Origin of the sequence: Arcicella rosea (assembly GCF_040543805.1) — a bacterium.
Classification (GTDB): domain Bacteria; phylum Bacteroidota; class Bacteroidia; order Cytophagales; family Spirosomataceae; genus Arcicella; species Arcicella rosea.
The window spans coordinates 1-14200 of record NZ_JBEUMS010000001.1; the positions used below are offsets into that span (position 1 = coordinate 1).

A 14200-nucleotide genomic window follows, 5' to 3' on the forward strand; every position below is an offset into this window, starting at 1 on the left:
GAAATGAACAGGAATAGAAGCCCAACCTAAAACAAAAAACAGTATTAACACAAAAGATTAAAATACATTTAGGAATAAAAAATAAATGTCGTAATCTTGGTAATACAATAAAAAAAACTTGACAATTAATTCAGTTTTAACCCAAAATACTGTCAAGCTTTTTTAGGGTGAGACACACAAAATTATTTGCCATACTTTCAAAAATATTTGCGGGCTTTACAAAATTATTAGCGGGCTTCACAAAAACATTTCCCATCTTTGCTTCATCATTAGCGGGCTTCACAAGATTATTTCCCACACTTGCTTCATCATTAGCGGTCTTTACAAAATAATTTCCCGCCTTTGCTTCATCATTAGCAGGCTTCACAAAGTTATTTCCCGTCTTTGCTTCATCATTAGCGGGCTTCACAGAGTTACTTCCCGCTCTTGCTTCATCATTAGCGAGCTTCACAAAGTTATTTCCCGCCTTTGCTTCATTATTAGCGGGCTTCACAAAGTTATTTCCCGTCTTTGCTTCATTATTAGCGGTCTTCACAAAGTTATTTCCCGCCATTGCTTCATCATTAGCGGGCTTCACAAAGTTATTTCCCGCCATTGCTTCATCATTAGCAGGCTTCACAAAGTTATTTCCCGCCTTTGCTCCATCATTAGCGGGCTTCACAAAGTTATTTCCCGCCTTTGCTCCATCATTAGTGGGCTTCACAAAAATATTTCCCGCTATTGCTTCTTTATTTGCGGGCTTTGCAGGATGCTCTTTGTGCTTTGTAATCTTTGATTGATTCTCTTTGGGTGGTGTTGGTATGATATTAGATGGGAATTTTACTTTATAAAGTGTTGTTCATCTCCTTGGGCAGAGATTTATTGAAGAGATATGGAAAATATATAGTGTATAGCAATGAATTTTGTAAATTCGGGAAAGATTTGAATCTATGATTGAGATAAAAGACATTAAAAAGTCCTTCAATGGACGAGATATTTTACTGGGAATCAGTGGTGAGTTTAAACCTGGGGATACTTCATTAATCATTGGAGGAAGTGGAACAGGCAAAAGTGTGCTACTAAAATGTATGATTGGCATTATTAAGCCTGAACATGGACAAATATTATACAATGGGCGTGATTTTCATAATTCTGATGAGGAAGTAAGAAAAACGATTCGTCGTGAGATGGGTGTTTTGTTCCAAGGCGGTGCATTATTTGATTCTAAGACGGTGTTAGATAACGTAAAGTTTCCACTAGATATGCTTACTGACATGACTGAGGAGGAAAAAATTGATAGAGCTCAGTTTTGTTTGAAACGTGTGGAGTTAGAAAATGCTGGTGCAAGGATGCCTTCGGAGGTTTCGGGAGGGATGAAAAAAAGAGTGGGTATTGCAAGGGCAATTGTGATGAATCCGAAATACTTATTCTGTGATGAACCTAACTCTGGGCTAGATCCTTTGACTTCTGTTAAAATTGATGATTTGATTAAGGAAATTACGGATGAGTTTAATATTACTACCATCGTAATTACCCATGATATGAACTCGGTTATTGGTATTGGTGAGAAAATTATGTTTCTCTACAAAGGCGAAAAGCTTTGGGAAGGAACCAGTAAGAACATTCGTACTTCTACTGTGCCAGAATTAAATGAATTTATCTTTGCTAATAAACTTTTGCAGGAGATGCGTTAATAGCTGAGACTTTAGGACTTGTAGCCGTAAGATTAAAAGACACAAGAGACAAGATTTTTGAAATAAAAAATTCAAAAAGTTATTGGTAGCGGTAGCCCTTGCGGTTACCGTTTTGATTTATTTTCCAAACAAAAACGGTAACCGCAAGGCTTACTCGCTACAATTATCTTTCTACATTGTATTAGATAGACTAAAAGTCTTGTGTCTTTCATCTAGTGTCTTTTAGTCTTCAAGTCTCAAAAAAAACTAATCCAAAATCGCTTTTGCTTCAGCAATCGTTGCCTTATATTCAGCTAGTTTGGATGCTTTTTTGGCGTATTCTTTCATTTTACTGTGTTGTCCCGCACGTTTTGCAATGCGAGCTAAAGCCATATAAGCTAATCCGTGATAATCTTTGGTAAAACGCTCATCGTAAGGCATTTTTACTCCTTTTAATAAATAGGCTTCCGCAAGTTTATCGTCCTTTTTATCTTTCTCGGCAATCAAGCCTTTAAAAATTGTCCCTGCACACTGAAACATCACTCCTTTTTGCTTTAAAATTTTATTCGCAATTTCATCAGCATCATCATATTTCGCTAAGGCAGTCAAGAAATCCATTCTTTGCATTTGAAAAAGTAAATTATCAGGATATTTTTCTGTCAATAAAGTATTGTATTGTAATGCTTTTGCTGGATTTGCTTCATATTTCATATAGACATAGCCCGCATAAAAAGACGCTTCTGTTTTCACAAAAATGGTTTTTCTAGTTGCTAAATCTAATTGTTGTAAACCTAGTTTTTTGTTGCCATCGGCAAACATCCAAATCACTGATTTAATCACTGGATGCGTTTCTGGATATTCAATTCTATAATAATTATAAATACCCGACGAATACAAAAACTCAGGTTGTTTTTCCGTTAGCTCCAAGCCTTTCTTTAAATGTGAATAGGCTTTTTTGGCAACACCAACGGCTTTCATGAATTCTTGGTTATCGGCATCATAAGCGGCTAAGTAGCCTAAAGTTGCTAATTCAAAGAAATTGGCTTCAATGTCTTCTTCGTTTTTATCTAACATAGCTTCCGCCAAAGCTCTACTTTGGTTCAGATAAGCCAAGTATGTTTTTTGCTGACTAGGGAAATCTTTCAACGGAAAATATTGCAATTCCGTTTGGATAGCCATCAAAGTATAAAACACAGGATGTTGTGGATACTTGGCTTTGATTTTTAGAAATATATCAGCCGATTCCTTGAAATCGTAAGAATACATTTTATCTAAACCTTGCGAGATTAATTGGCGAGTATTGGCATCATTTAATATTTGGGCATTACTTTGAAGAAAAAAGCCCAATGTAAGTGCTATTAAAACAATTATTTTTTTCATATTGGAAGTTTAAATAAATAAAGCGAACTGAATTTTAAGGATTTCTCACGCTTTGCAAGTCCTAAACACTTACTTTTGTCGTGATATTTTTTAATTTTTCGTTAATATAGACTGTTATTTGTTAGCTAACATTAATACATGATTTCATACGATTATTTTATACTTGACAACGGACTTAAAGTCTATGTTCACCAAGATTATTCCACCCCTATTGCTGCCGTCAATATTATATACAATGTTGGCTCTCGTGATGAAGAAGAACACAAAACTGGTTTTGCGCATTTGTTTGAACATCTGATGTTTGGCGGTTCAAAAAACATTCCTTCTTACGATACTCCCCTGCAAAAAGTAGGTGGCGAAAACAATGCTTTTACTTCTCCAGACATTACAAACTACTATATTACGCTTCCAGCGGTGAATATTGAAACTGCCTTTTGGTTAGAATCAGATAGAATGTTGTCATTATCATTCGACCAAAAGGTTTTGGACGTACAACAAAAAGTTGTGATTGAAGAGTTCAAGCAAAGATATTTAAATCAGCCTTATGGTGATGTTTGGTTGAAACTTCGTCCACTTGCCTACCAAGTTCATCCTTATAAATGGGCGACAATTGGGAAAGAAATTGCGCATATCGAGGATGCTGTAATGGATGATGTCCGTAGCTTTTTCTATAAACATTATCTTCCAAACAATGCGATATTAGTAGTAGCTGGACCAATCAGTGTAGAAGAAGTAAAACAATTAGCCAAGAAATGGTTTGGGCCTATTCCAGCAGGTAAGCTAACGCCTAGAAATTTACCCCAAGAACCAATTCAAACAGCGGCAAGGTTTTTAGAAGTAGAAGCTAAAGTGCCTTTGGATGCGCTCTATAAAGTATATCATACACAAGGACGACATGATATTGGTTACAATGCGGTAGATTTAGCAAGTGATATTTTGGGAAGAAGTAAATCTTCAAGATTGTACGAGAAATTAGTAAAAGAACAACCCATTTTTAATTCAATCAATGCTTATGTTACTTCTTCACTAGACCCCGGTTTGATGATTGTTCAAGGAAATCTCAACAAAGGAATCAGTATTGAAGAAGGCGATGCAGCGATTCAGGAAGTATTAAATGATTTCTTGAAAAATCCAGTTGCGGAAGAAGAATTAACAAAAGTAAAAAATCAGGCGGAATCTACTTTAGTATTTTCAGAAGTAGAATTGTTAAATCGTGCGATGAATTTAGCTTTTGCCGCCAACGCTGGTGATGTTGAATATGCCAATTTAGAATCTAGTAAGATTCAAACCGTAACAGTTGATGACATTAGCCAACAAGCCAATAGTATTTTAACCAAAGAAAACTGCTCGACGATGTATTATCGTGCTAACTAAGGCTTTGTATTATGGCTTTCGGTCATCAGAATTCAGCTTTCGTTCTTTTTTAACTTATGAACTTTTATACTTTGTGTAATTGAGCAATAATTTTCAGTAGAGAATTACACAAATAACGGTTAAACTGATAACAGCTATAAAACGATGAAACGTATCATCTTCTTCTTTTTTTGTATTTCATTCATTTCATGTAAAAAGGACTTGCGTTTATTTGACCAAGACCCAAAAACGTTTTTGACACAATACGGTAAAGAAAATCCTGAGACGAAAGTAAAAGTACATACCGTTGGCGGAGATTTTGTTATCAAGCTTCATACTGAAACACCTTTACATCGTGCTAATTTTATCCGAAATGTAAAAGCGGGTTATTATGTAAGTAGAATGTTTTATCGTAATATTTACCGCATGGGCATACAAGGCGGAGGTGAATATATGGATCAATTAGATTTTTTAGTCCCTCCAGAATATCGTCCAGAGTTTACGCATAAACGTGGAGCTGTTGCAATGGCTCGTTATGATGAAGGCAATCCAGATAGAGCTTCTTCACCGACTGAATTTTATATCATTACTAACGAAGCGGAGGCTCGCCAACTAAACGGACTTTATGTTGTTTTTGGAGAAGTAATTGAAGGCATGGAAGTTGTTGATGCTATTCAAGCAGGCAAAGAATACAACGAACGCCCAGCCATTCCTGTGTTTTTTAGGATTGATGTGGTGGAAGAGTAAATAGCTTTGAGCCTTGAGCCGTGAGTTGCTATTCAAAAAAAGCTCATAGCTCAAGGCTCACAGCTAATAGCTACAAGCTTTTCTCCACCATTCTCATAATCGAATCGCTGTCATTTAACTCTGCTACTTCAGAGAGTGGAATCCATTTTAAATCAGTAGATTCTGAAGAAACTGTCAATTCTTCGTTCATATCTGCTTCCAACAAAAACCTAACGTCGAAGTGTAAATGTACTGGCACTCCTTTTCGTTCAGGAATCAAATGAATATCTATATCAAAAATATCTGGACTTAATACTTTAATATTTTTCAAGCCTGTTTCCTCCTCTGCTTCTTTCAAGGCAACATTTAAAACATCTGGGTCGCCATCACAATGTCCTCCTGTCTGAAACCACTGATTCAACTTTTTATGGTGCGTCAATAAAGTATATTGATGAGATTTATCCAGAATCCATGCAGAACCTGTAACATGTCCAATCATTAAAGAACGCTCAAAACAAGCAGGATTCGCTTTCACAAAAAAGATAATTTCTTCATGAAATTTAGATTCCGTTGCATTAAACGGCTGATAGTTTTCTAGCAATTGAAGTAATTGATTTCTGTGCATAGTATGATTGTTTATGATGATGTTTCAGTATTCAAAGGTCTAAAAAATATCTTTTAAAAAAAGCCATTGAGCGAAAAATTAAATACAAGGATTTTTACTTCGTTACTTTTATACAAAAATCTCAATTCGCAATATTTTAAACATTCAGCAATGAAAAAACTATTTTTAGGCATCTGCCTTGCACTTTCAATTTCAGCTACGGCACAAGTTCGTTTACCACAACCAAGTCCTGCGGCATCAGTTGCACAAACGGTAGGTACAACAGACATCAGCATTAAGTATTCTCGCCCAAGTATAAAAGGTCGTGAAATTTTCGGTGGCGTAGTAGCATTCGATAAAGTGTGGCGTACAGGAGCAAACGCTGCTACACAAATTACTTTATCAAATGAGATTAGTTTAGGCGGACAAAAAGTAGCGGCAGGAACATATTCTGTTTTCTCGATTCCAACAAAAGGTGACTGGACTTTGATTTTGAACAAAGACATTACAGCGACAGAACAAACTTATACACCAGAAAAGGACGCTTTGCGTACTTCTGTAAAAGTGGGGTCAAATACTAAAACAGAATCTTTCACGATAGATTTCAGTGATGTTACCGATAGCACAGCCAATTTGAATATCTATTGGGCAGATAAAAAAGCAATAGCTCCTATCGCTATCGAAACTTCTAAAATGACTGAGAACGCTATCAATAAAGCAATTGCTGACAATTCAAATACGATGCGTGTAGCGGCTGAGTTCTTTTTAGGAAAAGGAAAATTAAACCAAGCGTTGACTGCCGTGAATTCATCTATTTCAGGCGGAGAAACGTTCCGTAACCTTTGGGTAAAAGCACAAATTTTAGCGAAGACAAGTAATTATGCAGAGGCTTTTCCATTAGCACAAAAAGCTTTGGCTTTGGGAAGTACAGATACTTCTGGCTCATTTAATTTTATGAAAGAAGCTATCGAAAAAGGCATTGCAGATTACAGAGCAAAATTACCAGTTGCAGCTCCAGTAACTTCAAAGAAGAAAAAAGCGATGTAGTTTTGGATTTTGGCTTTCGGATGTCTGATTTCAGGAAGAAGGCTTTCCATGAAAAAAATCAAATAGCAATTAGTTATTACGGTTTTCTTCGGTTTTTAAATCCAAAATGTATCAAAAAGATAGGTTCGAGATACTTAAAGTATCTCGAACCTATCTTTTTCACGCAAAATACCGTAAAAATCACTCTTCATCCTATCTAAATCACGCAATTTCCCGCAAAAAAGACTCGTCAGATATACTCAAAGTATCGACAACCTCTCTCCGAGATAGGAAAAGCTATCTCAGTAGCACGACTTTCCAAGTCGTAAAAAGCTTTAATTTAGAAAATTATGAAATTGATACAAATTAAATACTCTCTGTTCAACTAATCAGAATCAAGAATAAACAGGTCACTAAAGTCTTCTTTCTTCTTTAATCTTTTCGTAAATTTCAAAGGGGTGTCCTCTTCAAACTTTTTCACGTGAATCGAAGGCTTATCTAATATATGCCACATCTCTCTGTAGTAACCATTTTTCCATTTAGTCTTTCTTAATGCAAAATTTTTCTCTCTTTTTGTAAAGTATATGAAAAAACCACGTTTAAACGAAGACGATAATGCTTGAATCTTATTAACATCTTTTTGTCCGTCTTTTACAACAAAATCTCTGTAAGTATCATTTACTTTATTTAAGTTTTTCAATTCAATAGCTATGAGATAAACACCTCTACGACGTATTATTATATCAGGTTTTTTATTATCAATCAGATGGTCTAATAAAATTTGAACATCATCCTTGTCGCCTAAAAAACTCCGTAGATGAAAATAGAAACAAGCCCGAAAATCTTCTTCAATTTCTATTCTGTTTACATAAAAATCTTCAATTGATAATTTAAAAGCCTTTACAATTGCATTCTCTATTGAGATAATTTTAGTAGTAATATTAGACCGCATATTGTTTTAAGATAATAAATAAAATAATAAACTTCTAGAAAAGAACTTGAATCCAATATTAAACGTAAACAACATAGAATATTTCGTTTTTCACTCAACATTAATAAATTGTGAGAGTAAAACCTCAACACTATGTCAAAGTATCTCTTTTACAAGATGATAGGTATCATCACCTTATATTTTTCATTTTATATATCATTTGACTCAGGTTTAGGAGAACTAACTGAGGTAGATGTTTTAGAGTTCTTCAAAAAAGATTGGAATCAAGTTAAAGATGTAAAACATTACGATTTTCGAATAATCACCTTTTTTACATTTTTAATTACGCTATACTTGATTAGAATAATCATTGTTATTTCTATATTCCGACGGTTAAATCACTCTATTAAAATAGCCTTTATCTTGATTACTATACTTAATTTTATAGCTAACAATCTATTATGGTCTTTAAGAATGGAAATCTTTCGTGCTCTAGGAAGAATTTATCTTCCATTAATTTTATTAATTTTCGTATGGATAGTTTTATCATTCAAGTTTACAAAAGAAGAATAAACTTCACGACTTTCCAAGCCGTGTTACTTTTTCAAGTAGGCAATTAATACTTTTCTAATATCATTACGAATGTCGTTTGTGTCTTTGTCGTCTGGTTCAATAATGCCTTTTACCTCTGGATTTTGAGCCGTCAAGTAACCAAAATTGGTTTCTTTTCCTTCAATTAAAAACTTCGGCATCATTACTTGATACTCTTTATTTACGTCCAATGCTTTGCCATCAATCAACCAGTGTTTCGTTCCAGTATCCTGACTGATTTTATCCCATTGCAAATAACCGCCATTGCCTTTGTTTTGTAAACCTGTTGCTAAAATTTTAGCCAGTAAGCTTCCTTGTAGTTTCACTTCCACAATTTTACCTCCAAAAGGCAGTACTCGCATAATATCCAATTGCGTAATTGCACCCACCAATTGGTCATCAATTCTTACAGAACCGCTATTAAAAATCGAGCATTCTACGGGTTGAGTAGCGGCGGCAGTCATCGCTTTTGCGATTAAATCGCCCAAGTTGGTATGGCTATTTCGCATGGTACTTTCTCTACCATCCAAAGGCCTTTTTACCGTAGTCACCACATCATTTTTATTCAAGCCTGCTTTTATCATGGCTTCGTCCAGAATATTTTCCCATTTTTTCACCACTACGGCTACTTCGGCATCGTCTTTAATTTGCTCGTTGATGGCACGTAATTCACTCTTAATCGTAAGTGCTTTCATTTTTGAATCAAAAGCCAAACGATGAATATAAGCCGTTTTGGCATTGGCATCGGCTTTGGCAATTACTACGCTTCCTTCTTTGAAAAGCATATTATCGTGGTCGTGTCCGCCCATCAAAAGCTTCACTTCTGGTAACAATTTCGCTAATTTTTCATCATCTACTTTATTGAGATGCGTAATGGCAACTACAAAATCGCACTGAGGTTTCAATACTTCATAAGCCTGTTTTGACGCTTCAAAGAAATCATCATAATGCACAAAATCCTTTTGGTTAGAAGGTACAACCACCGAAAACATTCCCATTTTCACTTCTTTACCTACTATATTTTTAAAAGTAAGAATGACAGTTTTAGGAAATGGAATCCTTTTTCCATCGACATTTTTGGCAAAAGGCGAAAGCGTACCTTTGTTGTTTTGCAAAGCATTACTTGCCAACCATTGGAATTTAGATTCGTCGATTCTTCTTTGTAAATCGGCCTCATCAATATCAAATTCATGATTACCCAAACCAACCCAATCAAAACCCACGACATTCATCGCTTCCACCATTTGGCGACCTTTGATACTTTTGCCTTCATATTTGAACGTAGCAATCAAAGAAGGATTCAAAAAATCACCTGAAAGTAGTGTAACAGTATTCGGGTTTTCTTGCAATAATTCCTTTCTGACAGTAGCTACACGAGCCATTCCACCTACTTTCCCACCTTCCAAAGGTGAAATTTCATAGACATCATTCAAATGCAAAAAAGTAATATTGACAATATTCTCAGAAGATTGCTGAGAAGTACTTTGAGAAGTTTTACAGGAAGTAAAAATACTGGTAGCAAGTACGAGTAGGAGTAATATTTTTTTCATGGTTTGATAGATTATGGAAATGAAATCAAATATTTACACAAGATAGTAAACATTATAAAAACGAGCGTTTGAAATTCATTGCGGTTTAAGCAATAGCCCAAAAATATATGGTAGCAACTAATCAAAAAATGTAGCGGTAACGCTTGCCGTTGCCGTTTGCAAAAAGTAATGATACAATAAACGGTAACCTTTACGGTTACCGCTACTGCAAATTTTTCTTTTAGATAGCATGAGCTATTTACGTTAAACGAGATGAAATTTTATCATCACTCATTCACAACTGTTTTGCTAAACAAGCTAATCACCCAAGCAAACACAATTACCAACACACAGCCAATTACATTTAGCCAAAGGAAAGCCGTTAAATCTATCCACCAAGCGTAAATTACAAATACTTCTGCCAACAAAGCTGCCCAGAAAACAGCATCGCCTTTGATAGATTTAAAGTAAAAAGCTACTAAAAATACGCCCAAAATAGTTCCATAAAACCATGAACCTAAAATATTTACAGCTTCAATCAAACTCCCAATATTTGCCGTAAATTGTGCCACAATAATACAAACAATTCCCCAACCTAAAGTCACCAATTTTGAAGCATTTACGTAGTGTTTTTCCGTGTCTTCTTTATGAATCATTCTTTGATAAATATCCACAATCGTACAAGAAGTAAGCGAACTGAAAGCTGAAGCCATGGCTCCCATCGAAGCCAATAATATCACGGCAATCAACAAGCCAACCATGCCTTGTGGCAAGTACTTGGTTACGAAGGACAGGAAAATATAATTCGTATCGTTAGTATTGGCATCAGGATTTGTTTTCAGCATCAAATCCTTTACTTCACTTCTTAACTCATTTGCTTTTTTGTCGGCTGCCAATGCTTTTGACTTCAAGGCTTCAAGCTTTTGGGCATTCAAGGCTTTTGTCTTTAAAGTACTTGTATTTTCATCCGTTTTCATCACGGCATAAAGTTCTTCGACTGCCTTTTTCTTTTCGATAAAAACCTCTGAATTTTTCTTGACTAATGCCTTATAAGCTGTCGTTTGCTCTACTTTCCCTAATTCAGTTTTGTTGAAAAATAGCGGTGCTTCATGAAATTGATAAAATACAAAAACTAAAGAACCCACGAGTAAAATCAAGAATTGCATCGGAATTTTAAAAATCCCATTCATTAATAAACCTAAACGGCTTTCGCCAACAGATTCGCCTGATAAATAACGACTTACTTGCGATTGGTCTGTACCGAAGTAGGATAATTGCAAGAAAAAACCACCAATCAAACCCGACCAAACATTATAACGATTGTTCAAATCGAAATGCCAATCAATAGCATTAAGCTTGTCCATTTTGCCTGCTACTTTCAAAGTATCCACAAAACCCATTTCGGTTGGTAACAGATGAACGACCATATATCCTGCCAAAAACATTCCAATCATCACCACCAACATTTGTTGCATTTGAGTATAAGAAATCGTTTTTGAACCGCCGTACATACAGTAAATCGTCACGACGATTCCCGTGGCGATGTTGGTCCAATACAGATTCCAACCCAAAATGGTTGAAAGGATAATAGAAGGAGCCGCAATGGTTACACCTGTTGATAAAGCTCGTGGAATCAAAAAAAGAAAAGAAGCCATTACTCTGGTTTTTAGGTCGAAACGTCCTTCCAGAAATTCATAAGCTGTAAAAACTTTTAATTTTTTGAAAATGGGAATAAAAGTGATGGAAAGTACAATCATCGCCAATGGCAAACCGAAGTAAAATTGTACAAAACGCATTCCATCGATATAAGCTTGTCCTGGAGCTGATAAAAAAGTAATAGCACTTGCCTGTGTTGCCATCACCGAAAGTGTAACGTGATACCAAGGCATTTGGCGACTAGCTAATAAATATTCTTCAATATTTTTTTCTTGAAATCGACCTTTCCAGAGTCCAAAACCAACAATCGTTCCTAAGGTTAAAATCAGTACTAGCCAATCAATATTTCCCATGTTAAATTTTAAATGTAAGCAGTTTGAAAGAGAATAAAAGAGTGATGAATTATGAGTTATGAATTTTAAGAAGTTTGCCCCCTCTGTTTAAAATACTGGTTTATGGTGATGCTATTCATACACCATCACCGTTTATTTACATCAATTCATATTGTGCTTTGATAATTCAGTTCTATCTAAAACGGCAAATTAAGTCCACAATTTCTACTTAGTTGAAGTATTCGCTAAAGAGATAAAATAGGATAATCATCAGCACCAAATTACCGACAACTATCCAGTAGAGTTGTTTCCATGATTTGATAAATGGAGGCAAAGATTTATCTTTTTGTTGCATGATTTTTATAATTGAGTACGTTTTGGTTTGCTATTGCTACTATTAAAACCTGTTCAAAGGTCTTAATAGTTTCATTAGAAGCTTGAGGATTAAATTTAAGGACAAACAAATGATATTGCAATTGAAGATGAAAAGAAACATCAAAAAGACAGATTAAAATGTCTATCATTGTTCTTACCATCGAAATTAATAATGAGTTAAAATTATGTCCTTATCCACGATTAAAGTATCACATTAATTATTGTAAGAATTATCCTGAAAATAATTTAAACATAATTTCACAGTAGCCATTTCATTAAATCACTAATAATCAACAGATTAATTTCTATCTTTTTTTATTCAGAAAAATATTTCAGTTTTTTTCTAATATTTCTCCAGAAAAGTTTGCAAATAAAAAATCGGCTTCCTAATTTTGCACCTCCAAAACGCAAGCGGGCGTGGTGGAATTGGTAGACATACCAGACTTAGGATCTGGCGCCGTGAGGCATGGGGGTTCGAGTCCCTCCGCCCGTACTCATTCAAAGCCCTCTCAACCGATACGGTTTTGAGGGCTTTTTTGATTTCTGATTGTTGATTTCGGAATGCGGATTTACGAAAATCAGACAAACTGAAATTTATTAATATTAAAATCCGAAATCCGCATTCCAAAATCCGAATTCATAAAGATGAACATTTCTCTCGAAAAAAGTACCCCAGTTAACGCCCGTTTGGTCGTATCTATTTCTGAGGCTGATTATAAGCCACAAGTCGATAAAAACCTTAAAGACTACCGTAAGCGTGCCAACATCAAAGGATTCCGTCCAGGAATGGTACCTATGCAAATGGTACAAAAAATGTTTGGTAAATCTATTTTAATCGACGAAATCAATTCTGTTTTAGGTAAAGCTGTTCCTAACTATATCAAAGAAAACAATTTGAGTTTAGTAGGCGACCCAATGCCATTGAATGAATTTGAAAATCCAATTGATTGGGATACTCAAACTGAATTTAGCTTTTCTTATGACTTAGGTTTAGCTGGAGAATTCACAGTTGATTTCGAGAAAATTCCAACAATCAGTACTTATGAAATCGAAGCAACTGAAAAAGAAGTAGAAGAAACTATCGAGAATTTGAAACAAAATTCTGGAGAGCAAATTCACCCAGATTCAGTTGAAGATGGTGATATGCTTTTTGGTGTTTTCACTCAAGGAGAATGGACTGAAAAATCTGCAATTCCTTTCAAAGCTATCAAAGACGAAGCAAAAGCTACTTTTATCGGAGCTACGATTGGTGCTACTTTAACGTTTGACCTTCAAGCTACTTTCGTTGATGAAAAATCAATTGAATTGGCTACAGGTAACAAAACTGGTTTAACTGGTGAAGTAACTTTCACTATCGAAGATATTACTCGTAACGGTGTTGCTGAATTGAATCAAGCATTTTTTGATAAAGTTTTAGGCGAAGGCAAAGTAAGTTCTGAAGAAGAATTCCGCAAAGAAATTTTGGAAATCATCAAATCAAACTACAAACGTGAGGCTGAATATTTATTAAGAATTGATTCTGAGAAAGCTTTATTAGAAAACATCGCTATCGAATTACCAGAAGATTTCTTACGTAAATGGTTAATCCAAGTAAACGAAGGTAAATTCACGCCAGAACAAATTGATGCTGATTTCGAAAACGTTAAGAAAGACATTCGTCTGAACTTAATCAAAAACGAAGTGGCTACTCAAAACGAAATCAAAGTTGAATATCCAGAAGTTCTTGAAAGAACGAAAGAAATGATTCGTGGTCAATTCGGAATGTATGCACCTGCTGATAACAGCATGGACGAAATGATTGAGCGTATCGCTAACGGTTATTTAACTGATAAAAATAAGCAAGATAACTTCATGAAAATGTTCAATGAAGTATATGCTGCAAAAGTTTCTGATGTAATTGTTTCTAAAGTGAAAACTGAAAGCAAAAACATCACAGTAGATGAGTTCAAACAAGTTGTAGGAGCTTAGTGAATGATGAGTTAAGAATTGTGAGTGATGAATAGTCTCCACAATTCAATAAAAAATCCCGTAAGGTCAACCTCTGC

11 protein-coding genes and 1 tRNA gene are annotated in these 14200 nt (G+C 35.1%); 6 read left to right on the forward strand and 6 right to left on the reverse strand.

The features are described from left to right. Positions 1-136 precede the first annotated feature (136 nt). A complete protein-coding gene (locus tag ABID42_RS00005; RefSeq protein WP_367281932.1) occupies positions 137-703 on the reverse strand; it encodes a hypothetical protein in 567 nt (188 codons plus the stop codon). A gap of 226 nt (positions 704-929) precedes the next feature. On the opposite strand from ABID42_RS00005, the gene ABID42_RS00010 reads away from it, so the two are divergent. Next, positions 930-1673: an ABC transporter ATP-binding protein gene (locus ABID42_RS00010; RefSeq protein WP_367281933.1), complete on the forward strand. Its 744-nt coding sequence runs from the start codon at positions 930-932 to the stop codon at positions 1671-1673. A 246-nt stretch (positions 1674-1919) separates the two neighbouring features. Here ABID42_RS00010 and ABID42_RS00015 read toward each other — a convergent pair whose 3' ends face one another. Further along, positions 1920-3032, reverse strand: coding sequence for a hypothetical protein (locus ABID42_RS00015; protein WP_367281934.1), 1113 nt, complete (start codon positions 3030-3032; stop codon positions 1920-1922). Between the two features lie 138 nt (positions 3033-3170). On the opposite strand from ABID42_RS00015, the gene ABID42_RS00020 reads away from it, so the two are divergent. Together ABID42_RS00020 and ABID42_RS00025 are read left to right on the forward strand one after the other, a co-directional pair. After that, positions 3171-4406 carry a M16 family metallopeptidase gene (locus tag ABID42_RS00020; RefSeq protein WP_367281935.1) on the forward strand — a complete coding sequence of 412 codons (1236 nt, stop codon included), beginning with the start codon at positions 3171-3173 and terminating at the stop codon, positions 4404-4406. 144 nt (positions 4407-4550) lie between these two features. Further along, positions 4551-5132, forward strand: a complete 582-nt coding sequence (locus ABID42_RS00025; RefSeq protein ID WP_367281936.1) for a peptidylprolyl isomerase — start codon at positions 4551-4553, stop codon at positions 5130-5132. A gap of 70 nt (positions 5133-5202) precedes the next feature. Here ABID42_RS00025 and ABID42_RS00030 read toward each other — a convergent pair whose 3' ends face one another. Further along, positions 5203-5736, reverse strand: a complete 534-nt coding sequence (locus ABID42_RS00030) for an NUDIX hydrolase (RefSeq protein ID WP_367281937.1) — start codon at positions 5734-5736, stop codon at positions 5203-5205. A 150-nt stretch (positions 5737-5886) separates the two neighbouring features. Between ABID42_RS00030 and ABID42_RS00035 the strand changes: the two genes are divergently transcribed. Next, entirely contained in the window at positions 5887-6762 is an 876-nt protein-coding gene (locus ABID42_RS00035; protein WP_367281938.1) for a DUF2911 domain-containing protein, read from the forward strand. A gap of 364 nt (positions 6763-7126) precedes the next feature. Here ABID42_RS00035 and ABID42_RS00040 read toward each other — a convergent pair whose 3' ends face one another. The 3 genes from ABID42_RS00040 to ABID42_RS00050 all read right to left on the reverse strand — a co-directional run bounded on the left by ABID42_RS00040 (position 7127) and on the right by ABID42_RS00050 (position 11801). Continuing rightward, on the reverse strand, positions 7127-7693 hold the full coding sequence (locus ABID42_RS00040) for a hypothetical protein (RefSeq protein WP_367281939.1): 567 nt from the start codon (positions 7691-7693) through the stop codon (positions 7127-7129). A 575-nt stretch (positions 7694-8268) separates the two neighbouring features. Next, positions 8269-9813 carry a bifunctional metallophosphatase/5'-nucleotidase gene (locus ABID42_RS00045; protein ID WP_367281940.1) on the reverse strand — a complete coding sequence of 515 codons (1545 nt, stop codon included), beginning with the start codon at positions 9811-9813 and terminating at the stop codon, positions 8269-8271. A 266-nt stretch (positions 9814-10079) separates the two neighbouring features. Further along, a complete protein-coding gene (locus ABID42_RS00050; protein WP_367281941.1) occupies positions 10080-11801 on the reverse strand; it encodes a sodium:solute symporter family protein in 1722 nt (573 codons plus the stop codon). A gap of 765 nt (positions 11802-12566) precedes the next feature. Between ABID42_RS00050 and ABID42_RS00055 the strand changes: the two genes are divergently transcribed. Both ABID42_RS00055 and ABID42_RS00060 read left to right on the forward strand, forming a co-directional pair. Next, a tRNA-Leu gene (locus ABID42_RS00055) sits at positions 12567-12648 on the forward strand. A 152-nt stretch (positions 12649-12800) separates the two neighbouring features. Further along, positions 12801-14123, forward strand: coding sequence for a trigger factor (locus ABID42_RS00060; protein ID WP_367281942.1), 1323 nt, complete (start codon positions 12801-12803; stop codon positions 14121-14123). Positions 14124-14200: the final 77 nt, after the last annotated feature.